Annotated in this window: 20 protein-coding genes; 17 read left to right on the top strand and 3 right to left on the bottom strand. The window is 70.1% G+C overall.

All coding sequences use genetic code 11. The features are described from left to right. The first annotated feature begins 54 nt into the window (after positions 1-54). From HRC28_RS22395 to HRC28_RS22375, 5 genes are all read left to right on the top strand, one after another. Positions 55-3,918 carry a Pls/PosA family non-ribosomal peptide synthetase gene (locus HRC28_RS22395; RefSeq protein ID WP_237111612.1) on the top strand — a complete coding sequence of 1,288 codons (3,864 nt, stop codon included), beginning with the start codon at positions 55-57 and terminating at the stop codon, positions 3,916-3,918. Further along, a complete protein-coding gene (locus HRC28_RS22390; RefSeq protein WP_237111611.1) occupies positions 3,918-5,216 on the top strand; it encodes a M1 family metallopeptidase in 1,299 nt (432 codons plus the stop codon). Before HRC28_RS22395 ends, HRC28_RS22390 begins: the two co-directional genes overlap by 1 nt. 89 nt (positions 5,217-5,305) lie before the next feature. Then, positions 5,306-5,596, top strand: a complete 291-nt coding sequence (locus HRC28_RS22385; RefSeq protein WP_182377574.1) for a hypothetical protein — start codon at positions 5,306-5,308, stop codon at positions 5,594-5,596. Next, positions 5,596-8,013 carry a hypothetical protein gene (locus tag HRC28_RS22380; RefSeq protein ID WP_182377573.1) on the top strand — a complete coding sequence of 806 codons (2,418 nt, stop codon included), beginning with the start codon at positions 5,596-5,598 and terminating at the stop codon, positions 8,011-8,013. Before HRC28_RS22385 ends, HRC28_RS22380 begins: the two co-directional genes overlap by 1 nt. Further along, positions 8,007-8,594, top strand: a complete 588-nt coding sequence (locus HRC28_RS22375; RefSeq protein WP_182377572.1) for a hypothetical protein — start codon at positions 8,007-8,009, stop codon at positions 8,592-8,594. Before HRC28_RS22380 ends, HRC28_RS22375 begins: the two co-directional genes overlap by 7 nt. Before the next feature lie 70 nt (positions 8,595-8,664). Here HRC28_RS22375 and HRC28_RS22370 read toward each other — a convergent pair whose 3' ends face one another. Continuing rightward, positions 8,665-9,954: a citrate synthase gene (locus HRC28_RS22370; protein ID WP_182377571.1), complete on the bottom strand. Its 1,290-nt coding sequence runs from the start codon at positions 9,952-9,954 to the stop codon at positions 8,665-8,667. 384 nt (positions 9,955-10,338) lie between these two features. On the opposite strand from HRC28_RS22370, the gene rplM reads away from it, so the two are divergent. The 4 genes from rplM to HRC28_RS22350 all read left to right on the top strand — a co-directional run bounded on the left by rplM (position 10,339) and on the right by HRC28_RS22350 (position 14,525). Next, on the top strand, positions 10,339-10,782 hold the full coding sequence (rplM, locus tag HRC28_RS22365; protein WP_182377570.1) for a 50S ribosomal protein L13: 444 nt from the start codon (positions 10,339-10,341) through the stop codon (positions 10,780-10,782). 32 nt (positions 10,783-10,814) lie between these two features. Continuing rightward, positions 10,815-11,318: a 30S ribosomal protein S9 gene (gene rpsI, locus HRC28_RS22360; RefSeq protein WP_182377569.1), complete on the top strand. Its 504-nt coding sequence runs from the start codon at positions 10,815-10,817 to the stop codon at positions 11,316-11,318. A 94-nt stretch (positions 11,319-11,412) separates the two neighbouring features. Next, complete coding sequence (gene glmM, locus HRC28_RS22355) at positions 11,413-12,774, top strand: phosphoglucosamine mutase (protein ID WP_182377568.1); 1,362 nt, start codon at positions 11,413-11,415, stop codon at positions 12,772-12,774. Positions 12,775-12,791: 17 nt separating this feature from the next. After that, positions 12,792-14,525, top strand: a complete 1,734-nt coding sequence (locus tag HRC28_RS22350; protein WP_272902646.1) for a serine/threonine-protein kinase — start codon at positions 12,792-12,794, stop codon at positions 14,523-14,525. Positions 14,526-14,541: 16 nt separating this feature from the next. Here HRC28_RS22350 and HRC28_RS22345 read toward each other — a convergent pair whose 3' ends face one another. Together HRC28_RS22345 and coaA are read right to left on the bottom strand one after the other, a co-directional pair. Then, complete coding sequence (locus HRC28_RS22345) at positions 14,542-15,594, bottom strand: alpha/beta fold hydrolase (RefSeq protein ID WP_182377566.1); 1,053 nt, start codon at positions 15,592-15,594, stop codon at positions 14,542-14,544. 9 nt (positions 15,595-15,603) lie between these two features. After that, on the bottom strand, positions 15,604-16,602 hold the full coding sequence (coaA, locus tag HRC28_RS22340; protein WP_182377565.1) for a type I pantothenate kinase: 999 nt from the start codon (positions 16,600-16,602) through the stop codon (positions 15,604-15,606). Between the two features lie 64 nt (positions 16,603-16,666). Between coaA and glmS the strand changes: the two genes are divergently transcribed. Genes glmS through tsaE form a run of 8 tightly spaced genes read left to right on the top strand, consistent with a single transcriptional unit; the run spans position 16,667 to position 24,187 of the window. After that, complete coding sequence (gene glmS / locus HRC28_RS22335; RefSeq protein ID WP_182377564.1) at positions 16,667-18,511, top strand: glutamine--fructose-6-phosphate transaminase (isomerizing); 1,845 nt, start codon at positions 16,667-16,669, stop codon at positions 18,509-18,511. Between the two features lie 6 nt (positions 18,512-18,517). Beyond that, positions 18,518-18,871, top strand: coding sequence for a holo-ACP synthase (locus HRC28_RS22330; protein ID WP_182377563.1), 354 nt, complete (start codon positions 18,518-18,520; stop codon positions 18,869-18,871). A gap of 47 nt (positions 18,872-18,918) precedes the next feature. After that, complete coding sequence (locus tag HRC28_RS22325; RefSeq protein ID WP_182377562.1) at positions 18,919-19,149, top strand: ribbon-helix-helix protein, CopG family; 231 nt, start codon at positions 18,919-18,921, stop codon at positions 19,147-19,149. Then, complete coding sequence (locus HRC28_RS22320; RefSeq protein WP_272902645.1) at positions 19,124-19,483, top strand: type II toxin-antitoxin system PemK/MazF family toxin; 360 nt, start codon at positions 19,124-19,126, stop codon at positions 19,481-19,483. The genes HRC28_RS22325 and HRC28_RS22320 overlap by 26 nt, the downstream gene beginning before the upstream one ends. 7 nt (positions 19,484-19,490) lie before the next feature. Then, complete coding sequence (locus HRC28_RS22315; protein ID WP_182377561.1) at positions 19,491-20,942, top strand: NAD(P)H-hydrate dehydratase; 1,452 nt, start codon at positions 19,491-19,493, stop codon at positions 20,940-20,942. 16 nt (positions 20,943-20,958) lie between these two features. Further along, a complete protein-coding gene (gene alr, locus HRC28_RS22310; protein WP_182377560.1) occupies positions 20,959-22,143 on the top strand; it encodes an alanine racemase in 1,185 nt (394 codons plus the stop codon). After that, on the top strand, positions 22,140-23,246 hold the full coding sequence (locus HRC28_RS22305; protein ID WP_182377559.1) for an alpha/beta hydrolase: 1,107 nt from the start codon (positions 22,140-22,142) through the stop codon (positions 23,244-23,246). The genes alr and HRC28_RS22305 overlap by 4 nt, the downstream gene beginning before the upstream one ends. After that, positions 23,243-24,187, top strand: a complete 945-nt coding sequence (gene tsaE, locus HRC28_RS22300; protein ID WP_182377558.1) for a tRNA (adenosine(37)-N6)-threonylcarbamoyltransferase complex ATPase subunit type 1 TsaE — start codon at positions 23,243-23,245, stop codon at positions 24,185-24,187. Before HRC28_RS22305 ends, tsaE begins: the two co-directional genes overlap by 4 nt. Positions 24,188-24,338: the final 151 nt, after the last annotated feature.

Raw genomic sequence — 24,338 nt, 5'->3', positions numbered from 1 at the left:
ACCTCCTCAAGGTGCGGTCACTCTCCGTTCACCTCCGTCCACCACGATGGAGAGGTGAGCCTCGTGTCGTCGCCCCTGCTCCGCGGGGCTGAGGCACCTGCTTCGAGCACGCTCGTGGAGATCTTTCGTCGTACTGCTGCCGACTTCCCGGACGCGATGGCCCTCGACAGCGGCAACGACACCGTCACCTATGCCGAGTTCGGTGAGGCCGCGGATGCCGTCGCCGACGACCTGGCGGACCTCGGCATCGGCGCCGGCGACAAGGTCGGCGTCCGGCTGCTGTCCGGCACCACGGACCTCTACGTCGCGATCATGGGCATCCTGTTCGCCGGGGCTGCCTATGTGCCCGTCGACGCCGATGACCCCGAGGAACGGGCTCTTCTGGTCTTCGGCGAGGCCGACGTCGCCGCAATCATCGGTGCCGGTCTGGTCATCGAGTCGCGCCGCGAGGGCGCTGTCCGTGAACGTCGCGACCCGACGCCCGAGGACGACGCCTGGGTGATCTTCACGTCCGGCTCGACCGGGACGCCCAAGGGCGTCGCGGTCACCCATCGCAACGCGGCGGCCTTCGTCGACGCTGAAGCCGGGATGTTCCTGCAGGAGCAACCCCTTGGTCCCGCCGACCGGGTGATGGCCGGCCTGAGCGTCGCCTTCGACGCGAGTTGTGAGGAGATGTGGCTGGCCTGGCGGTACGGCGCCTGCCTGGTGCCCGCGCCGCGCGCGCTGGTGCGCAGCGGTGTGGACGTCGGCCCGTGGCTGATCGCCAACAAGGTCAGCGTCGTGTCCACCGTCCCGACACTGGTCAGCCTGTGGCCCGACGACGCGCTCGAACAGATCCGCTTGCTGATCTTCGGTGGTGAAGCGCTCCCGCCCGAGTTGGCCGCTCGCGTGATCCGCGAGGGCCGCGAGGTCTGGAACACCTACGGCCCCACCGAGGCGACCGTCGTCGCCTGCGGTGCCCTGGTCACCGCAGACGGTCCGGTGCGGATCGGCCTGCCGCTCGCGGGCTGGGACCTCGTCGTCGTCGACCCCGAAGGCAACCCGGTTGCCGAGGGCGAGCGCGGCGAGCTGATCATTGGTGGCGTCGGCCTGGCCCGCTATCTCGATCCCGCGAAGGACGCCGAGAAGTACGCCCCCATGCCCACCCTCGGCTGGGACCGCGCGTACCGCAGCGGCGACATCGTCATCAACGACCCGGTCGGCCTGCTCTTCGCCGGCCGCGCCGACGACCAGGTCAAGGTCGGCGGCCGCCGGATCGAGCTCGGCGAGATCGACTCGGCCCTGCTCGCCCTGCCCGGTGTCAGCGCCGCGGCTGCCGCCGTCCGTCGTACGACGACCGGAAACCAACTTCTCGTCGGCTACCTCACCACCACTCCCGAGTACGACGCCGCGTCGGCCACCGCGCACCTGCGGGCCACGATGCCGGCGGCCCTCGTCCCGCGGCTGGCCGTGGTCGACGACATCCCGACCCGGATCTCCGGCAAGGTCGACCGCGACGCACTGCCGTGGCCGCTGGCGACCGCCGACCCGGCCGATGTCGGCCTGCACGGCACCTCGGCCAGGATCGCCGAGGTGTGGCAGCGGGTCATCGGGGCAACCCCGGAGGGGCCGGACTCGAACTTCTTCGACCTCGGTGGCGGCAGCCTCACCGCGGCCCAGGTCGTGACGATCCTGCGCGCCGACCACCCCGAGTTGACCGTCGCGGACATCTACGAGGTGCCGACGGTCGCTGGTCTCGCTGCGCTCCTCGACACCCTCGAACCGTCCGCCCTCGCGGAGCAGAGCCGCAAGGTGATGCCGATTCCGCGCAAGACCCAGCTCGGCCAGGTCGTCGCCGTACCTCTGCTGCGGGCGCTGGCTGCGCCCCGCTGGCTGGCCGGGACCCTCACCCTGTCCCGCCTGCTCCACGACGTGCTCGACGTCGGCTGGCTGCCCGCCGTGTCGTGGTGGGTGCTGGTGCCGCTGCTCCTCGTCTTCGTCAGCCCGGTTGGCCGGATGTTCACGGCGGCCAAGCTGGCTCGGTGGGTGCTCGCCGGCGTCCGGCCCGGCAGCTACCCGCGCGGCGGCAAGGTGCACCTGCGGATCTGGGCCGCCGAACGCCTCGCCGACGAGTTGGGTGCGACCCGGATGGCCGGCGCGCCGTACATCACCTGGTACGCCCGGTTGCTCGGCGCAAAGATCGCTCGTGGTGCGGACGTGCACTCCCTGCCGCCGATCACCGGTCACCTGACCGTCGGCAAGGGCGCCTCGATCGAGCCCGAGGTCGACCTGACCGGCTACTGGATCGACGGCGACACCCTCCACGTCGGCGGCATCCGGATCGGCGATCGCGCCCGCGTCGGCACCCGCTCGATGTTGTGCCCCGGCGCGGTTGTCGGCGACGACGCTGAGGTCGCGCCCGGCTCCGCTGCGTTCGGCGACGTGCCCACCGGCGAGTTCTGGTCCGGCGCCCCCGCCACCCGCGCGAGCTCCGCTGCCCGCGGCCCGTGGGCCGAACGGCCCGCGGCCTCGAAGCGATCCCTTCGCCGCTGGGCGGTGTCCTACGCCGCCGCGGCTGCCGGCCTCGCCCTGCTGCCCTCGATCGCCGTCACCGCGGTCGTGCTGCCGATCCTGCTGCTCGCGAACCTCGACGACACCGACAACGCCGGGGACGCCCTGCGTGCGCTGGTGCCGTGGCTGCTGCCCGGCGTCATTGCGGGTTGCCTCCTGCTCGCCGGCCTGATCCTCGTCGTGGTGCGCCTGCTCGGCCGCGGCGTCCTGCCCGGTGCGCACCCGCTGCAGAGTCGACCGGCGCTGAGTGTCTGGGCCACGATCCGCGTGCTCGACGAGGCGCGGACCTGGCTCTTCCCGCTCTACAGCTCGCAGCTCACGCCGGGTTGGTTGCGGCTCCTGGGGGCGAAGATCGGCAAGGACGTCGAGGCGTCGACGGTGCTGATGATCCCGTCGCTGACCACGGTCAGTGACCAGGCCTTCCTCGCCGACGACACCCTGATCGGCGGCTACGAACTCGGCGGCGGCTGGCTGCGTGCGGGCAACGTCAAGGTCGGCAAGCGCGCTTTCGTCGGCAACTCGGCGATGGCGGCTCCCGGCCGCAAGGTCCCGAAGCGGTCGCTCGTCGCGGTGCTGTCGGCCGCTCCTGCGCGCAACACGATGAAGGCGGGGGAGTCGTGGCTCGGCAGCCCGCCCGCCCCGCTGCGTCGCGCCGCACAGGGCTCCACCGACGAGCGCACCTACGCGCCCCCGCGCCGCCTCAAGATTGCCCGCGCCTGCTGGGAGATCGCCCGTCTGGTGCCCGTCGCCCTCAGCGTCGCCCTGCAGGTGGCGGTCGTCCTGGCCACCGTCGCCGTCTGGGTCGAGTACGGCGCCGTGGCCGGCCTGGTCGCCGTACCGGTGGCGTTGTGGCTGGCCGGTCTCGTGGCCGCCCTCATCGCGATTGCCGCGAAGTGGCTGCTGGTCGGCCGGGTCCGCGCCGGGTCCCACCCGCTGTGGAGCTCCTTCGTCTGGCGCAACGAACTGGCCGACACGTTCGTCGAGGTGCTTGCGACCCCGTGGTTCGCGGGCCTGGCGACGGGCTCGCCCCTCATCACCCTGTGGTTCCGCGCGATGGGCGCGAAGGTCGGCCGGGGTGTGTGGTGCGAGTCCTACTGGCTGCCCGAGCCCGACCTCGTGGAGCTGGGCGACGGCGCGACCGTCAACCAGGGCAGCGTCGTGCAGACCCACCTCTTCCACGACCGCCTGCTCGTCACCGACACCGTGCAACTGCGGCGAGGCGCCACGCTCGGCCCGAACTCGGTCGTGCTGCCCGCAGCGGTGCTGGGCCGGCACGCTACCGTCGGCCCGGTGTCCTTGGTGATGAGAGGCGAGACCGTGCCTGACAAGACTCGCTGGATCGGCAACCCGATCGGCCCGTGGGCCTAGTGCCTGAACTCCCCACCGCAGATCCCTATCTGCCGGGCCACGGCGACCCGTCGTACTCGGTCTGGCACTACGACCTCGACGTCGTCTACGTCCCCGAGGGCAACCGGCTGCGCGGCACCGCTGTCCTCGACGCCGTCGTTGCGACGGAGACCAACCGCGTGGTCCTGGACCTCGCACACCTGCAGGCGAGCAAGGTCCGCGTCGACGGCGCCCGCCTGAAGAAGTGGTCGGCGCGCGACGAGCGGCTGGTGCTCCAACTGGAGCGCCCGGCAGCCGCTGGCGCTGAGCTGCGGATCACCATCGCGTACGGCGGTACGCCGCTCCCCGTCATCGACGAGCACCACGGCGACGCCGGCTGGGAAGAGCTCGCCGACGGTGTGATCGTCGCGGCGCAGCCCCACGGCGCACCGACCTGGTACCCCTGCAACGACCGGCCCGACGACAAGGCGACCTACCGGATCACCGTGTCCGCGCCGAGCGGCTACACCGTCGTCTCCAACGGCACCCTGGCCGACCACCGTCGCAAGGCGAGTGTGGAAACCTGGTGCTACGAGATGAACAAGCCGATGGCGACCTACCTCGCGACGGTGCAGATCGGCCGCTACGTCACCGTGCAGCACGGCTTGACGACCCGCACGATCGCGCCGGCGGACGTCGATCTCGCAGGTTCGTTCGACCAGCAGGCCGCGATGATGGAGTTCTTCGAGCAGGCCTTCGGCCCGTACCCGTTCGATGCGTACGCCGCCGTCATCACCGACGACGACCTCGAGATCCCGCTCGAGAGCCAGAGCCTGTCCACCTTCGGCCGCAACTTCTGCACCGACGACTGGTCGCACGTGCGGCTGATCGCCCATGAGCTGGCGCACCAGTGGTTCGGCAACGCCGTGACCCTCGCGCGCTGGCAGGACATCTGGTTGCACGAGGGATTCGCCTGCTACAGCGAGTGGTTGTGGTCCGAGGAGTCCGGCGGCCCGCGCACCTGCGACGAGTGGGCGCGCCACCACCACGACAAGCTGGTCGACCTCGACCAGGACCTCGTCCTGGCGGATCCGGGTCCCGCGCTGATGTTCGACGACCGCGTCTACAAGCGCGGTGCGCTCACCCTGCACGCACTGCGTGTCGACGTCGGCGACGCCGCGTTCTTCGACGTGCTGCGCGGCTGGGCCGCCCTCCGCGCCGGCGACTCCGTCACCACCGAGGAGTTCCTGGCCTTCGCGACCGACCGCACCGGCCGTGACGTGGCCGCGCTGCTGGAGCCGTGGCTGTACGACACCGACCTGCCGCCGTACCCCGTCTGAGTCGATCAGTTCACTCGTGTTTGCCTGCGCTGTCGCGCGGGAAAGTGCCTGCATTGTCAGCCCAACAATGCACGCGCCCGGGAGCGAACATGACGGTCGAGATCGTCGAACGTGACGTCAACCTTTCTGCCCAGCAGATCGAGGAAGCCGCCGACAGTGCGGCCAGGGTGACCTTCAAGGATCACCTCACCGCCGTCGCGACGGCCCTGTCCGGCAGCACCAGCGGACCCGCGGCGACCAGCCTCGGCACCGACCTCGACACCGACCTGACGGCCTGGGTCACCGCCGCGCACACCCATCACACGGCGACGACGGACGCGGCCGACGACATCACCGAGGCCGACATCCTCGTCCGTACCCGGATCGGACGGCCGATCTGATGGTCACCTACGACGTGTTGATGAGCTGGGACCCCGGCGCCCTGGGCACGGTCGGCGACGACCTGACGACGTCGCGGCGCACGATCCTGGACCTGCAGGACGAACTCGACGACGGCCGTCCGCCGTACACCTGGATCGGCGACAGCGCCGAGACGGCCCGGACCTCCCACACCACCCTGGTGGCTGATCTCAACGACATCGTGTCCCCGGTCTCCGAGGTGATCAACGCCCTCGACGAGGCGTCCGCCACGATCGCCAGTGCGAAGCGTCGGGCGCGGGGTGCGATGGCGACGATCAACGAGAAGGGGCTCGAGGTCTCCTTCTCCGGGGGCACGGTCACGGTCAGGGACCCGGATGCCGACGGGGAGGACCGCCCGGAGACCAGCGAATTGGAGAGCCTGGCGACCACGCTGGCCGACGCGCTCTCCGACGCCGACCAGGCCGACACCGACCTCGCCGCGGTCCTCCGCTCCGCACGGCGCGGTGCGTACGACGGCGGCACCGGCTCCCTGGGTGATGCGGCCCTGCCGTCCGAGCTCCGCGGACTGTCCGATGCCTCCCTGATCCAGCAGTTGCTCGCCCATCCCGATCGGTACGACGGCTACATCAATGCCCTCACCGACGAGCAGCAGGGCGCGCTGGGCACGGCGATCGCTGACGAGACCGAGGGCATCCGCACGGGCGACGAGGAGATCCCGCCCGAGGAACTGGAGCGGGTGACCGATCTCCTGGAGGCCTACGGCACCGACGCCGAGGTCTCGACCGGCTTCCTCAACCGCACCGGCCCCGAGGGGTTGCTCGACCTCCAGCAGCGCGCCGCCTTCTTCGGTCGCGGGGACGACACCGGCGAAGGCCTCGAGAACGGCGACGAACTGCGCGATCTGCAGCGTGCGCTGGGCGCGACGCTCGCAGCCGGCACGCAGAACATCGGCGACAGCGACCCGGGTGCAGCCGACCACGTCTCGACCGAGTGGAAGTGGGACCTGATCGGCGCCGGGCGCGACGTCTTCACCGTGCCGGGCGACATCTCCGACATCGAGGTCCGGGGCTACCAGTTGATCGCCCCGTTGCTGGCCGACGGCAGCGCCTTCGACCCGGACTTCCTGGAGTCCGTGGCCGCGACCACCGTCGACTTCGAGCGGGACTGGGACTGGGACGAGCACCCGGAAGGGCCCTGGGACTTCCCCGGCATCGTCGGCGACGGCGTCCGCTGGGACTTCACGCAGGGCCACGACGACGAGCACGATGCGCTCGGCCACGACCCGATCCCCGGTGTCCTGCGCGGCATCGCGGACAACCCTGAAGCAGCGCGGGAGTTCTTCACCTCCGCCGTCACGTACGACGGCGACGAGCCGTACGGCACCCGGGTCAACTACCTGCTCTACGAGCGCGCTGATGAGTTCCGCTGGCCGAACGACCTGCAGTACCCCAACCACGACGGACCGCCGCCCGGGCTGGCCCTGGTCGGTGACGCACTCCAGGCCGCGACCATCGAGGGGGAGCCCGACGAGAGGTCGGTGCAGGTGGTCCAGGACCTCGTCCACCTCAGCTACGACCGCTTCCAGGACGCGGACGACTCGTTCTCCGGCTCGGACTTCATCCCGCCGTCGCTGCGGGAGGACCTGGCCACCATCACCAGTCACTACATCGGCTCGTTCCACCACGAACTCGGCGTCAACCCGGGCGGAGGCGACCTCACCGACGACTACGTCTTCGACGACGCCCGCTTCGCCGACCCTGACCAGTCGGCGCGCTTCCTGCTCGCCGAGCTCGCCAAGGACGACGTCGGTCGCGAAGAACTCCGGATCGCGAGCAACGCCTGGACGGCCGACCAGCTGACCCGCAACCTGGACGGCATCACGGACCCCGACGACGTACGCGACGAGTTGGTGCCGGTCATCAGCACCAACTACGACGTGCTGGGTGCCATCGACTTCGGTGCCTCGCGGGACATCGCACAGGACAACCTGTCGGCCGACGAACGACACAACGCCGGCGTCGACCTCGGCACCAACATCGTGTCGACGGTGCTCGGCCAGACGCCCGTCGGCGCGAACCCGGTCGGTGGTTTCCTGCTCGACCAGGTGCTCAGCGGCATCGGCGACAGCCTGCACCAGGACAGCACCGGGGCCACGAACCAGGAGGTCGGTGACCTCTACAGTTCCTCGGCACAGACCGCGCAGGAGATCGTCCGCGACACCTACTGGCACAGCCTGCCGGCGGACGCCTACCCCGACGGCCTCGGACCCGACACCAACCTCAACGACCTCACCGCTTCCCAGGCCGACGCCTACGAGGACTGGCTGGACGACAACCCGTGGGGCGAGCGGCTGGCCACCGAGCTCTCCCAGCTCGAGAACGACCACGGCAGCAGCCTCGACCGCTCCGAGCAGATCCTTGAGGACTACGGGTGGTGAGAGCGCGCGGTCCTGCCGCGTGGCTGGTCGCCGTCACCAGCGCCGCCCTGCTGGCCGGGTGCAGTGACGAGCCGGACCCGCCCGAACTGATCGGTGCGTCCAGCATCGACGGTGACCTTACGCCGATCGAGGACTTCGAGCCGACGGCGTGGCCGGTCTGCGACATCGAGTCCGACACCGTGCTCACGGACGTGGACCCGGACAACTTCCGCGCCTGGACCCGGACCGTCGGCGGCCACGAGGAACGGGTCGTGGTCGGGATCTGGCGCATCGAGGAGGACAAGGTGAAGCGCCAGTTCGAGCGATTCGTGGATGCGCGGCAGGCGTGCAGTGACAAGGGACGGGCCGGAGGGTTCGTCCTTGACCTCTCGTCGGCCGGGAATGCGCCGACGTACGGCTTCACGGCCCGCGGTCTGACGAGCGAGGCTCCCTACCGACTCGACCACACCTACACGTGGGCGGAAGGCACCGACCACGGCTACCTGGCCACCGTGTGGCTCGAGCGGTACGACGGCAGCCAGGTCTCGGGCGACCTCGACGCGATCATGGACGACCAGCTCCAGCAGATCCCCGGCTACTGAACGTCGTACCCGAAAACGGCAGACGCCCCGCGTGCATCACGCGGGGCGCCTGGACCGGCAAGCGGTGGGCTCAGGCCCAGCGCTCCTCAGCCGGCACGAAGTCGAGCGTGCGCGGACCGGTGTAGATCTGCTTCGGACGAGCGATCTTCTGCTCCTTGTCCTGGACGAGCTCCAGCCACTGTGCGAGCCAGCCCGGCGCGCGGCCGATGGCGAACAGCACGGTGAACATCTCCGGCGGGAACTGCAGCGCCTCGTAGATCAGGCCGGAGTAGAAGTCGACGTTCGGGTAGAGCTTGCGCTTGACGAAGTACTCGTCCTCGAGCGCGATCTTCTCGAGCTCCTTGGCGATCTCGAGGAGCGGGTTGACCCCGGTGACCTCGAAGACGTCGTCGCAGGCCTTCTTGATGATCGTCGCGCGCGGGTCGAAGTTCTTGTAGACCCGGTGGCCGAAGCCCATCAGCCGCTCGTTGCCGGCCTTCACGCCCTCGATGAAGGCGGGGATGTTCTCCTTGGTGCCGATCCGGCGCAGCATCTTGAGGACGGCCTCGTTGGCGCCACCGTGCAGTGGGCCGTAGAGGGCGCCGATGCCGGCCGCGACAGCGGAGTACGGGTCGACCTGCGAGGAACCGACCGAGCGGACCGCGTTGGTCGAGCAGTTCTGCTCGTGGTCGGCGTGCAGGATGAACAGCACGTCGAGCGCCTTGGCGATGCGCGGGTCAGCGGCGTACTTCGTCTCGCTCATCTTGAAGAGCATGGAGAGGAAGTTCTCCGCGTAGGACAGCTCGTTGTCCGGGTAGACGTACGGCTTGCCCTGCGCGTGGCGGAACGACCAGGCGCCGAGGGTCGGCATCTTGGCGATCATGCGCACGATCTGGATGTGCCGGTTGTCCGGGTCCTCGATGTGGCGGGACTCGGGGTAGAACGTCGAAAGGGCCCCGATCGACGCCATCAGCATCCCCATCGGATGCGCGTCGTACCGGAACCCCTGCATGAAGCCCTTGACGTTCTCGTGCACGAACGTGTGATAGGTGATTTCGTGCACCCAGGCGTCGTACTGCTCCTTCGACGGCAGGTCGCCGTGGACGAGCAGGTAGGCCACCTCGAGGAAGTTCGACTTCTCCGCCAGCTGTTCGATCGGATAGCCGCGGTACTCGAGGATCCCCCGCTCGCCATCGATGTAGGTGATGGCACTGCGGCAGGAGGCAGTGTTGACGAAACCGGGGTCGTAGACAGCCAGGCCGGGGTTTTCCTCATCGGCCTTGATCTTCCCGATGTCGGCGGCCTTGATGGTGCCGTCGACGATCGGAATGTCGTACTCCGCTCCGGTGCGGTTGTCGCGTACGGTGAGAGAGTCAGTCACCCCTGCAACCTAGTCGCCCGCGTCACATCGCGGAAAGGCGGTGTCCCGAGGCGTGGCCTAGGAGACATCTCACAGAGGTTGCTCTCCGGCAGTGACATCTGCGGCGTTTTGACCGGTTCCGAGACCCCGCCGTAGTCTTTCCTGCGCGTCTCCTGCCGCTTCGCGCTGCCGTCCTGTACGGCGCCGAGGCAGTCCCGGATCGCCCAGTGTTCCTCAAAGGCAGTGCCTGGCTGGAATACAGATCGCCGTGAGGCGAGCATGAGTGGGCCGGGCTGAGTTCGTCAGAAGACGTCGCCTGCACGGTGCAACCGCACCGGCGGCAGGCAAGCCCGATCGACATTCGCCGAACGGGTCCACGAACTAACCGAAGAGAGTGAACGCATCATGCGTACCTACGCTCCCAAGCCCGGTGACGTTGAGCGCGCCTGGCTCGTGATCGACGCCACCGACGTCGTCCTGGGCCGGCTGGCCGTCACCGCCGCTGGTCTCCTCCGCGGCAAGCACAAGCCGATCTTCGCGCCGAACGCCGACACCGGTGACTTCGTCGTGATCATCAACGCCGACAAGGTTGCCCTGTCCGGCAAGAAGCGCACCGACAAGATGGTCTACCGCCACTCGGGTTACCCGGGCGGTCTGACCTCGACCCCCATCGGCCAGATCCTCGACAAGGACGCCCGCAAGGCCGTCGAGGCCGCGGTCTGGGGCATGCTCCCCAAGAACCGTCTTGGTCGCCAGATCATCACGAAGCTCAAGGTCTACAACGGCCCGACGCACCCCCACCAGGCGCAGCAGGCCGTTGCGTACGAGATCACCCAGATCTCCCAGTGACCCGAAGCTGACCAGGACTAAGGACTTTCATCGTGACTGAATCGCAGACCACCGAGGTCGAAGAGACCTTCGAGACCGACGACCAGGGCCTCGCCTACACCAGCGAGACCTCGCCGTCCGACGCCACTCCCGCCGTCCCGGCGACGATCGCCCCCGGCGCGGCCACTGGCCGTCGCAAGGAAGCCGTCGCCCGCGTCCGGATCGTTCCGGGCACCGGCACGTGGACCATCAACGGCCGCGCGTTCGAGGACTACTTCCCGAACAAGCTGCACCAGCAGGTCGCCAACGAGCCCTTCGCGACGCTCGGCCTCGAGGGCCGCTTCGACGTGATCGCCCGTATCCACGGCGGCGGCATCACCGGTCAGGCCGGCGCCCTGCGCCTCGGCGTGGCCCGCTCGCTCAACGCGATCGACATCGACGCCAACCGCCCGGCCCTCAAGAAGGCCGGTCTGTTGACCCGTGACGCCCGCGCGACCGAGCGCAAGAAGGCTGGTCTCAAGAAGGCCCGTAAGGCTCCGCAGTACAGCAAGCGCTGATTGCGACGACAGGGCCACGCACCGCACCTGCGGTCCGTGGCCCTGTCGGCCGTTTTCGGCCATGATCGTTTCGCCACCACACGAGGGAGAGCACGTGCCCCGCATCTTCGGCACCGATGGTGTCCGCGGTCTCGCGAACGCCGACCTGACCGCCGAACTGGTCCTGGACCTGTCCGTCTCCGCTGCGCACGTCCTTGCGGAGCGCGGCGCCTTTGCCGGCCACCGGCCCTTCGCCGTGGTCGGGCGCGACACCCGGATCTCCGGCCAGTTCCTCGAGGCCGCAGTGGTCGCCGGGCTGGCGTCGGCCGGGGTCGACGTACTCCTCCTGGGTGAACTGCCCACCCCGGGGGTCGCCTACCTCACTGCCTCGCTCGGCGCCGACCTCGGCGTCATGCTCTCGGCATCGCACAACGCGATGCCCGACAACGGCATCAAGTTCCTCGCCCGCGGCGGGGTCAAGCTCGACGACGCCATCGAGGACGCCATCGAGGCCCGCCTCGAGGAGCCGTGGGAACGGCCGGTGGGCGGCGACGTCGGCCGGGTCACCCCGCACCCCACGGCGATCGACGAGTACGCCGCCCACCTGGTCGCGACCGTCGGCGACCTCGGTCCTGCGGGCGGTGGGCGCCGCCTCAAGGTGGTCCTCGACTGCGCCCACGGCGCCGCGTCGGTCGCCGGACCGAAGGCGCTGCGCGACGCAGGCGTCGACGTCGTGGCGATCTGCGCCGAGCCCGACGGCCTCAACATCAATGACGGCTGCGGCTCGACGCACCTCGACGTGCTGCAGAAGGCCGTCGTCGAGCACGGTGCCGACGTCGGCTTCGCGCTCGACGGCGACGCCGACCGCTGCCTGGCCGTCGACGCCGAAGGCACCATCGTGGACGGCGACCAGATCCTCGCGATCCTCGCCCTGTCCCTGCGTGACGCGGGCCGACTGGTCGACGACACCGTGGTCGCCACCGTCATGTCCAACCTCGGCTTCGTCCAGGCCCTCACCGCGGCGGGGGTCGTCGTGCGGCAGACCGCCGTCGGCGACCGCTACGTGCTCGAGGACATGAAGAACGGCGGCTACTCGCTCGGCGGCGAGCAGTCGGGCCACGTGATCATGAACGAGCACGCCACCACGGGCGACGGCACCCTCACCGCCCTGCAGGTCCTGCACCGGATGGCGGCGACGGGTCAGTCGCTGCGCGAGCTGGCCGGTGTGATGACCCGCCTCCCGCAGGTGCTCGTCAACGTGCCCGGCGTCGACCGGGCCCGCACCGACGACGTCGAGCTGGTCGCGGCCGTTGTTGCGGCCGAGTCCGAACTGGCCGGCACCGGTCGCGTGCTGCTGCGGCCCTCGGGCACCGAGCCCCTCGTGCGGGTGATGGTGGAGGCGCCGACCGCCGAACAGGCCGACTCGATCGCCCACCGGCTGGCTGACGTCGTACGCCTGCGGCTCGCCCTTTCCTGACACTAGGGTGCAGCCCCATGGGGGCTATACCGGCGGCTGGTGACACATTCGGTCGATATCGAATCGAAGGCACGCTCGGGCAGGGCGGCATGGGTGTCGTCCTGCGCGCCCGCCAGATCGAACTCGACCGTGTCGTCGCGCTCAAGTTGATGCTGCCCGAGGTCATCGGGGCCGATGACCGGATCACCCGCTTCCGTGGCGAAGCGATGGCGCTGGGTCGGCTCGAGTCGCCCCACGTCGTCCAGGTGTACGACGCCGGCGAGCACGACGGCTGGCTCTACATCGCGACCCAGTTGATCCCCGACGGCGACGTCGCCAACCTGCTGGCCGCCCAGGGACCGCTCGGCCCGTCCGCGGCGCTCGGTCTCGTCGACCAGGTCCTGTCCGGCCTCGCCGACGCCCATGCCGTGGGGCTGATCCACCGCGACGTGAAGCCGAGCAACGTCCTGCTCCGCCGGGAGACGGCCGGCCCGCGGGCCTTCCTGTGCGACTTCGGCATCTCGCAGGTCATGGACTCCACGTCGCAGACGGTGGGCGTCATCGGCACCTGGGCCTACCTGGCCCCCGAGCGGCTGCGCGGCGCGGCCGCCACGGTGCAGTCCGACCTGTACGCCGTGGGCTGCCTGCTGTGGGAGCTGCTGACCGGTACGGCGCCGTACACGGGAACCATGCCGCAACTGGCGATTGCCCATGAGGCGTCGCCGCTGCCACAGGCCCAGCCGACCGGTCCGTGGGCGGCGGCCGTCAACCAGGTGCTGGTGCGGGCGATGGCCAAGCAACCCCAGCACCGGTTCGCGAGTGCGATCGAGATGCAGGCTGCCGTGCGGGACGCGGCGACCCGGGCTCATCAGGCGGCGCCCGCCGAGGGTGGAACGCCCATCGCTCAGGTCGGTGGAGCGAGCGCCACGGTCTTCGCGTCGTCGGCTCCGGTGATCTCGTCGCCGCCACCCCCGCCGCCGTCGTACGCGGCTCCGTCGTACCCCGTGGCCTTCCCCGGCGCCTTCCCCGTGGCGCCGTCAGTGACGCCGGCCCCGCGCGGCAAGGGCAAGGTGCTCGCGGTGATCGCAGCCTGTGTGCTGGCCGTGGCCCTCGGGGTCGGGGGAGCGGTCGCGCTGGTGCAGTTGACCGGCGACGACGACCCCGCGACGGCCGCGACCGACGACGTCACGACCGGGCCCGCCGACAACAGCCCGGGCACCGACACCCCGGTCAGCGCCGGCCCGACCGACGAGCCGACCTCACCTGCCGCACCTGCGCCCGTGGGCGACGTGACCTGCTGGGACGGGTCGCAGGTGGTGCGGGTCAGCAACTGCGACCCGAGGCCCTCCGGGCAGGCCGGGATGACGTGGGTGTTCCCGTCGATGAAGGACCAGGACTGCACGGGCGGCGACCTGACCGGCGACCGCGCCGAGGTGTGGTCGTGCAGCACTCCGTTCAACGGGGAGGAGGTGCGCCTGACCTACACGCGCTGGGACAGCGTCAAGGTGGCCCGGTCAGCCTTCGAGGCCGAGCTCGGCAGCAGCCACTCGATCCGCGACCCCGAGGACACCGAAGCCGTCTTCGACGAGTGGATCGCGCCGGGCCGTGGGGGCCACGTGTTCGTACGGCTCTTCGTCGGCTTCCCGTACAGCGTCGAAGTTGAGTCGACGATCCCCTACGACGGCCCGGACATCGCCATCGACGGGTTCGACGACAACGGTGCGAAGCTCGTCCGGTTCCGGCCGCACCGCAAGTTCGCCGGGCAGTCCTGACCGCCGTACGGCGTGATCAGCCGAGCTGTCGGTCGAAGTAGGTGACCGCGTTCTGGATCGCCTGCGCCTGCCGTGCGTCGAAGATGTGGCGTTCGCCCTCGTAGAGCTCCAGGTCGGCGTCGACCCCGGCCGTGCGGAGCGCGCCCAGGGTCGTCTGCGACCACACCAGCGGGCACACCGGGTCCGCCGTACCGTGCTGGATCAGCACCGATGCGGTGATCTTCGAGAAGTACGTGCGCGGCGACAGGTTCCGGTAGAACGCCGGGTTCGCCTCCTGCGTGCCGAACTCGACGGGGATGGAGTCGCGGTCCGCCGGCCTGCCGAGGCTCGCCAGGAGTGCCCTGGCCTGGGCGAACGACGAGCTGATCGGTGACAGCAGTACGGCAGCCCGGGCGAGTTCGGGGTGGGTCGTCAGGACGTTCATCGTGATGCCGCCGCCCATCGATCGTCCGAGCACGCCGACCCGGTCGCGGTCGACGTACTCCTGCGTCCGGAGGGTGGCGAGGGCGTTGATCACGTCGCGGCTGTAGCCGACCATCGTCTGCTGGTCGAACGGCCCGAGCGGGTCCGAGCCGGCGTGCCCCCGCAGGTCGCTCTGGAAGACGACGTAGCCCGCTGCGACCAGGGCATCCTGCTCCCTCTCCAGCCCGCCGCCGGTGCGGTAGCTCTTGATCGGCACGCGACCGTGGACGATGACGACGGCCGGGAACGGCCCCGTCCCGCGAGGGCGCAGGAGCACGCCGGTGATGGTCAGGCCGTCGCTGCGGTAGCTCACCGCTTCCCGGGTGTACCGGGTCGTGGATCCGGCGTCGCGCAGGACCACGAGGTCGCCTGCGTCCGGTGCCTTCGCTGCGATCGCCGGGAGGGAGTACGTCGGATCCGGCTCGCTGACCGTCGCGGAACCGGACGCTTCGGGGGTCGGCGTACTGCTGGCTTCCGCTGCCCCGCTGCGCGACGGCCTGGCCTCGGGGCTGGCGGGCGCGTCCGTGCCACACCCGGCGACGGGCAGGGCGAGGGCGATGATCGAGCACAGCGCCACGACGCGGAGTCGGGACGGCCGTCGTGTCATCGCGCCGGGTCAGATCTTGCGCAGGCGCACGTAGCGGACGGAGTGGTCCGCGGACTTGCGCAGCACCAGCGTGGCGCGGGACCGGGTCGGCAACACGTTGCGCTCCAGGTTCGGGCCGTTGATCGAATCCCAGATCCGGCGCGCCTCGTCGACGGCCGTGTCGTGGCTCAGCGCGGCGTACTTGGCGAAGTAGGACCCGGGGTCACGGAAGGCCGTCTCGCGCAGGCGCAGGAACCGGTCGACGTACCAGTCCCGGATGTGGTTGGTGTTCGCGTCGACGAAGATCGAGAAGTCGAAGAAGTCGGACAGGCCCAGGGTGATCCGGCCGTCCTCGCGCACCCGCGCCGGCTGAAGGACGTTCAGTCCCTCCACGATGACGATGTCGGGCCGCTTCACGACCACCTTCTCGTCCGGTTGCACGTCATAGATGAGGTGGGAGTAGACCGGGGCCTCGACCTCGTCCTTGCCGGACTTGATGTCGATCACGAACTTCAGCAGGGCGCGCCGGTCGTAGGACTCCGGGAAGCCCTTGCGGTCGAGCAAGCCGCGCTTCTCGAGCTCGGCATTGGGATAGAGGAAGCCGTCGGTGGTGACCAGGGCGACGTTCGGGTGCTCGGGCCAGCGCGCGAGCATCTGCTGGAGGACGCGCGCTGCGGTCGACTTGCCGACGGCCACCGACCCCGCGAGCCCGATCACGAACGGCGTGCGGGGCGGGGTGAGGCCGTGGAGGAACTCCTCCTGGTCCTGGTGCAGGGCCGAGGCGCTGCTGACCCGCAGGCTCAGCAACCGGGAGAGCGGGAGGTAGACGTCGCGGATCTCGTCCAGGTCGAGCGACTCGCCGAGGCCGCGGAGGCGGTCGAGCTCGTCGGTGGTGAGCGGGCTCTCCGTCTCCGACGCCAGCTTTGCCCACGTCGCCCGGTCGAGCTCGACGTACGGGGACGCCTCACGCTGCGACTCGTCACCGGGATGAGTCGTGGAGAGGTTGTCCGCCGTGGGACCGGTCACCATGGCAGCGATTCTTCCAGTGCGCCACTGCAGGTGTGAGGCCGCGTCCACCGTAGACTCATCGACCATGTGCGGGATCGTCGGATACATCGGGCCCAGGTCGGCTCAGGACACAGTCATCGACGGTCTGCGGCGGCTGGAGTATCGCGGCTACGACTCGGCGGGAGTCGCGGTCGTCAGCGACGGCGACCTGTTCATCGAGAAGAAGGCCGGCAAGCTGGCCAACCTCGAGAAGGTCCTCGACGACGAGCCCATGCCCACGTCCGGAATCGGCATCGGCCACACCCGCTGGGCCACCCACGGACCGCCGAACGACGTCAACGCCCACCCGCACACCGGGTCGGCCCGCCGGGTCGGCCTCGTGCACAACGGCATCATCGAGAACTTCGTCGAACTCCGCACCCGCGTCGAGGACGACGGCCACGAACTGCTCTCCGCCACCGACACCGAGATCGTCGCGCACCTCGTCGAGCTCCAGGTCCAGTCCGGTGTCGACCTGATCACCGCCATGCAGCGTGTGTGCCAGCAGCTCGACGGCGCCTTCACGCTCGTCGCCATCGACAGCCAGGACCCCGACACGGTCGTCGCGGCACGCCGGAACTCGCCGCTGGTCGTGGGCCTGGGCGAGGGCGAGAACTTCCTCGGCTCCGACGTCGCCGCGTTCATCGAGTTCACCCGCGAGGCGCTGGAGCTCGGCCAGGACCAGATCGTCGTGATGACCCGGGACGACGTCCAGGTCACCGACTTCTGGGGCCGCCCGGTCGAGGCCAAGCGCTTCCACGTCGACTGGGACCTCTCCGCTGCGGAGAAGGACGGCCACGACTGGTTCATGCGCAAGGAGATCTTCGAGCAGCCGCGCGCCGTCGCGGACTCGTTGATCGGCCGTCGTACGGCGGCAGGACAGCTGCAGCTCGACGAGATGCGCCTCGCGGACGAGGAGCTCCGCGACATCGACAAGATCATCATCATCGCCTGCGGCACGTCGTTCTACGCCGGCATGGTCGCGAAGTACGCCATCGAACACTGGACCCGCACGCCGGTGGAGGTCGAGCTGGCCTCGGAATTCCGCTACCGCGACCCGATCATCGACTCCACGACCCTGATCGTCGCGATCAGCCAGTCGGGGGAGACCGCGGACACGCTGCAGGCGATCATCCACGCGCGGTCCCAGAAGGCCAAGGTGCTCGCGATCTGCAACACCAACGGCTCGTCGATTCCGCGCGAGTCCGACGCCGTGATCTACACCCACGCCGGGCCCGAGATCGGCGTCGCGTCGACGAAGGGGTTCCTCACCCAGCTGGTCGCCTGCTACCTCCTCGCGCTGTACATCGCGCAGGTCAAGGGCACCCGCTTCGGCGACGAGATCGACGAGATCATGGAGCAGCTCGAGGCGATGCCCGGGCACATCGAGACCGTGCTCAAGGACGCCGCGTCCGTCTACGAGCTCGCGCACGCCCACGTCGACACCCGCTCGGTCCTGTTCCTCGGCCGCCACGCCGGCTACCCGGTCGCCCTCGAGGGCGCCCTCAAGCTCAAGGAACTCGCCTACATCCACGCCGAGGGCTTCGCCGCCGGCGAGCTCAAGCACGGCCCGATCGCCCTGATCGAAGAAGGCCTCCCCGTGTTCTGCGTCGTCCCGCCCAAGGGTCGCGACCAACTCCACGGGAAGATGCTCAGCGGCATCCAGGAGGTCCGGGCCCGTGGTGCCCGCACGCTCTGCCTGGCCGAGGTCGGCGACACCTCGATCGAGCCGTACGCCGACGTGCTGATCCGGTTGCCCAAGGTGCCGGTGCTGCTCCAGCCGCTGGTGGCGATCGTGCCCCTGCAACTGTTCGCCTGCGAACTGGCCACGGCACTGGGCCACGACGTCGACCAGCCCCGGAACCTCGCCAAGTCCGTCACGGTCGAGTAACGCCTCATGGCCGTGGTGGGGGTCGGGATCGACGTGTGCGAGATCGCCCGGTTCGAGGAGTCGTGTCGTCGTACTCCTGCGCTGGTGGAGAAGCTCTTCGTCGAGGCCGAACGCGGTCGGCACATCAGTTCGATGGCCGCCCGGTTCGCCGCCAAGGAAGCCCTCGCGAAGGCGCTCGGCGCCCCGCGCGGCATGGCCTGGCACGACGCCGAGGTGGTCTCCGAGGAGTCCGGACGGCCACGCTTCGTGCTGCGCGGGACCGTGCTCGCCGAGGCCGACCTGCTCGGTGTCCGTTCGGTGCACCTCTCGCTGACCCATGACGGCGGCATCGCCTCGGCGGTCGTCGTCCTTGAGGACTGAGTAGCATTCAGGTAGCACCACATGTGCTACCGGGGTACGATCGTGTCATGAAGCTGAGCGTCAGTCTGACCGACGGCGATGTTGCCTTGATCGATGCCTACGCGCGCGAGTCCGGCCTTGCGTCGCGGTCGGCGGTCGTCCAACTGGCCGTCCGCCATCTTCGGCAGGCGTCGCTCGAAGACGACTACGACGCCGCCTGGCGCGAGTGGGAGAGCTCCGGCGAGGAGGCGGCCTGGGCGGCTGCGACGTCGGATGGGCTGGATCGTGCGGCGCGGTGAGGTTCGCCTCGTCGACCTGGAACCGGCGCGGGGCAGCGAAGCAAGCAAGCGTCGCCCGGCCGTGGTGGTCAGCAACGACCGAGCCAACGCCGCCGCCGACAGACTGGGGAGAGGGGTGGTCACCGTGGTCCCGGTGACCAGCAATGTGCAGCGGATCCTGCCGTTCCAGACCCTGTTGCCATCCGAGGAAACGGGCTTGCGTCTCGACTCCAAGGCGCAGGCCGAACAGGTTCGATCGGTGGCAGTCGAGCGCATCGGCGCCGTGTTGGGGCGGGTGCCCGGTCACTTGATGTCGGACCTGGACGACGCCCTTCGCCTTCACCTCGATCTGTGAGTCCGTTGTGATCCGCGCGCACACGGTCGACCAGGTCCGCGCTGCGGAAGCGTTGCTGCTCGCCGAACTGCCCGAGGGCGCGCTCATGCAGCGGGCCGCACACGGCCTCGCTTACGCGGTGCTCGACTTCCTGGGCTCGGCGTACGGGCGTCGGGTCGTGTTGCTCGTCGGGTCGGGCGACAACGGCGGTGATGCGTTGTACGCCGGCGTGGTGCTCGCGCGGCGGGGCGTGCAGGTCGAGGCGTGGTTGTTGTCGGAGCAGGCGCATGCAGGTGGGGTGGCGGCCTTGCGGGCAGTGGGCGGACGGGTGGTGCGTCTCGATACGCCGCTCGTACCTCGCGGCTACTCGACGAGCTTTCGGCCTGATGTGGTGGTCGACGGAATCGTCGGCATCGGTGGCCGGCCGGGCCTGCGGCCCAACGCTGTCGCCGCACTCGCTGCGCTCGAGGGGATCCCCGTCGTCGCGGTCGACGTGCCGTCGGGAGTCGATGTCGACACCGGTGCCGTGGACGGGCCTCATGTCACGGCCGCGTTGACGGTCACCTTCGGCACCCACAAGGGCTGCCACCTCCTCGACCCGGCCGCGCTGGCCTGCGGAGCGCTCGAGCTCGTCGACATCGGACTACCGGAGGTCGAGCCTGTCGAGACCACCTCAACCACCGAGTGGGCGTCGATGGAAGCGCTCCAGCCGGCCGACGTGGCGGCGTTGCTGCCCCGTCCGGGTCCGGCGTCACACAAGTACACCCGTGGTGTCGTCGGCATCCGCGCCGGCTCCGCGACCTATCCGGGCGCGGGCCTGCTCAGCGTCGCTGGCGCGACCTGCGGCCTCGCGGGGATGGTGCGGTACGACGGCGATCCGGCCGTGAACGACTGGGTCCGTGATCGCCATCCCGAGGTCGTCGGCGCCGGCCGCGTCCAGGCCTGGGTCGTCGGTTCGGGCAGCGACACCGCGGCCGAGCAGGCGTTGCGGGACTCCCTTGCCGACGAGGTGCCGGTGGTCGTCGACGCCGATGCCCTTGCCTTCGCCGACCTGGCGCGCGGACGGCCCGCGGTCCTCACGCCGCACGCCGGCGAACTGGCCCGGATGCTCGGCGTCGACCGAGCGGCGGTCGAAGCCGAATCGCTGTCCTTCGCGCTCCGCGCTGCCCACGAGTACGACGCCGTCGTACTCCTCAAGGGGCGGCACACCGTGATCGCCGAACCGGGCGGGCGGGTCCGCGTGACGACCTCGGGCACCCCGTGGCTGGCGACGGCGGGGGCCGGCGACGTCCTCGGCGGCGTGATCGGCGCGTTGCTGGCTGGTGGCCTCGATCCGTTCGACGCGGCCTCGGTCGGGTCCTGGTTGCACGGTGCCGCGGCCACCCAGGCAGCGGCGGGTGGACCGATCGTCGCGTCGGATGTCGCGGCCGCGCTCCCCTCCCTCGTTGCGGCCCTCATCGCATCCCTCGACACGGAGTGATGGGAGGATCGGAGCCATGTCCAGCACGTCGGCGCCTCTGGGCCCTGCCGAGATCGTCGTCGACCTCGACGCGATCCGCGCCAACGCGCGACTGCTGCGCGAGACCGCCGGCGTCCCGCTGATCGCGGTCGTGAAGTCCGACGGCTACGGCCACGGCATGGTCGAGTGCGCCCGTGCCGCGCAGCAGGGCGGCGCCGAGTGGCTGGCGACGGCCACCATCGAGGAAGCCCTTGCCCTGCGTGCGGCCGGCGTCGACGGTCCGCTGCTGTGCTGGATCACGGCCCCGGGCGCCCCGTACGCCGCTGCCGCCGACGCCGGCATCGAGGTTTCCGCCTACTCCGTCGACGAACTCGACGAGATGGCCGCCGCCTTCGCCGGCCGGACCGAGCCAGCGCGGATCCAGCTCAAGGTCGACACCGGCCTGTCCCGCGGGGGAGCGCCGCGAGCAGCCTGGGCAGAGGTCTTCGACCGGGCGCGCGCCGGCGAGGAAGCAGGCGACTGGACGGTCACCGGCCTCTGGTCGCACTTCGCGTGCGCCGATGAGCCCGCGCACCCGGCCAACGACCGCCAGGAGCAGGCCTTCCGCGAGGCGATTGCTCTGGCCGAGGCACACGGCCTGCGTCCCGAACTGCGCCACCTGGCCAACTCGGCTGCCACGATCCTGCGGCCGTCCTCCCGTTTCGATGCCGTGCGCTGCGGCATTGCGCTCTACGGACTGGACCCGGCCCCGGGCCAGGCCACCGACATCGGACTGGTGCCGGCGATGACCGTTCGGGGACCGCTGGTGATGGTCAAGGACCTCGCCGTCGGTGACGGGGTCTCCTACGGACACCGCTGGATCGCCGACCGCCCGACGACCGTCGCGCTGGTGCCGATCGGGTACGCCGACGGCATCCCGCGCAGCGCCTCGCGACCCGGTTCGCCCGGGTCCGCGGCGCAGGTCGGGATTGCCGGCAAGCACCGCCCGATCCGCGGCACCGTCTGCATGGACCAGGTCGTCGTCGACCTGGATGGCGACCGGCCGGAGGTCGGCACCGAGGTCGTCGTTTTCGGCCCGCCCTCGGCCGGTGGCCCCACGGCGCAGGACTGGGCCGAGGCGTGCGGCACCATCAACTACGAGATCGTGACGAGGATCGGTGGCCGGATGACGCGACGCTACGTGGGAGTCTCGACAGGCTCGACCACCGGGAACACCCCATGAAGCGCGGTCGGATCCTGGGTTCGGTGGCCGGTGCCCTCGGCCTCGCTGCGGCCGGTACGGCGGTCGGTGTCGTCCGCCAGCAACGGCAGATCGGCAGGCGGGCGGGTGAGGACATCCCGTTCGGCACCCTGCGCTCGCCGGAGATCAGCATCGTCGCCGAGGACGGGGTGCGCCTGTACGTCGAGGTCGACGAGGTCGATGTCGCGACGCCGGCCACGGCAGCGACCGGTCCGCTCGAGCGGCTGCTTCGTCGTACCAAGGACGACACACCGCCGGTCACCGTGGTGTTCGTCCACGGCTTCTGCCTCAACCTCGACTGCTGGCACTTCCAGCGCGCCGCCTACCGCGGCTTGGTGCGCACGGTCTACTACGACCAGCGTTCGCACGGCCGGTCCGGCAACTCCGGCCGCGCGCACTCCACCATCGACCAGTTGGGCCGCGACCTCAAGGACGTCATCGATGCCGTCGTACCCGAAGGCCCGATCGTCCTCGTCGGTCACTCGATGGGCGGCATGTCGATCGTCGCGCTGGCCGAGCAGTTCCCCGACCTGATCGGGACCCGCGTGGCTGGGGTCGGCCTGGTCTCGACCACTGCCGGAGGGCTCGACCCGAGCCGGATCCTGCTGCCCATGCTGCCCGCGCGACTGACCGGGCCCTTCGCCAGTGGCGCGGTCCGCACCCTGCACCTGGGCCATCGCGCCGTCGACGTCCTGCGCAGGGCCGGCAGTTCGGTCGCCACGGTCATCACCGACCGGTTCGCCTTCGGTGGCCCGGTCCCGCAGGGGTACGTCGAGTTCGTCGACGACATGCTGGGAGCGACGCCCTTCGAGGTGGTGGCCGACTTCTTCCCGCACTTCGCGAGCCTCGACAAGTTCGACCACGTCGAGAGCCTCGGCCGGATTCCCACCTCGATCATCTGTGGGACCAACGACAAGATCACCTCGATCGGGCACTCGCGCAAGCTGCACTCCCGCATCCCCGAGTCCCGGCTGCTCGAGTGCGAGGGCGCCGGGCACATGGTGATCATGGAGCGCCACGAACTCGTCAACGCCGAGCTCGACCAGCTGATCACCGCCGCGACCGCGAGGACCGCAACGCGGTGAGTCTCGAGGTCATCGTGGTCGGCCAGGAGGCCGCCGCAGAGGTGCTTGCCGTGGTGCGCGCTGCGTTCGCCGCGCGCCCCGTCCTGGACCCGCCTGCCGATGCCCTCAGCGAGACCGAGGCCTCGATCGCGGCCCTGCTCGCGCCCGGTGGCGGTCTGCTGGCGCGTCTGGACGGACGCACGGTCGGCGCCGTTGTCCTCGATCCGGACGGCGACGCGCTCTACCTGCGCCGGTTCGGTGTCGACCCCAGTGCACAGGGCCGCGGCATCGCGCGGGCCCTGGTCCGCGCTGCCCTCGCCGAAGCCGGGAGACGGGACGGTCTGAAGCGGCTGGTCATCCTGGCGCGCGAGGAACTCCCGCTCACCGTGCAGTTCTGGCGCGACATGGGCTTTGCGGAGACTGCCCGCCAGCCGCCGTACGTCGAGATGGCGCGGCCGGTGCCGCGCACCGTCGAGATTCCTACTGCCGATGCGATGCGTTCACTCGGCGAGCACCTGGCATCGGTCCTGCAGGCCGGAGACGTCCTGGTGCTCAGCGGCGAACTCGGCGCCGGCAAGACCACCTTCACGCAGGGACTGGGCGCCGGCCTCGACGTCCGCGGCAGCATCACGTCTCCGACCTTCGTGATCGCCCGGGTGCATCCCTCGCTGTCGGGCGGACCCTCGCTCGTCCACGTCGACGCCTACCGGCTCGGCGGTACCGCTGAACTGGATGACCTGGACCTCGACACCGACCTCGATCAGGCGGTCACGGTCGTCGAGTGGGGGAGCGGACTGGCCGAGGGGCTGGCCGACGGCTGGCTCGAGGTCCGCATCGGACGCGCCACCGGTGACGCCGGCGCCACCGGGATCGACCCGGAAGCCGATCCGCGGATCGTTGAACTGGACCCGGTCGGCGTGCGATGGCTCGGCGTGGAACTCCCCGCTTCGTCGACCCTCTAGGTCCCGGTCTCTGGCGGGCTCCAGTTGGGACCCTCGCCGCAGAAGTCCCGGGACCCAGTCCCAGATTCTCGCCCTTGATGACCATGCGTGGTCCGTCTGGGCGCAGGTGCCGCCGAACCATCTCCCGCTCCTAGCCTCGAATCGAGGGTCA

The organism is Nocardioides sp. WS12 (assembly GCF_014108865.1).
Taxonomy (GTDB): Bacteria; Actinomycetota; Actinomycetes; order Propionibacteriales; family Nocardioidaceae; genus Nocardioides.
The sequence above is the reverse complement of the archived record's forward strand: the minus strand, read 5'-3'. Positions and strand labels throughout refer to the sequence as shown.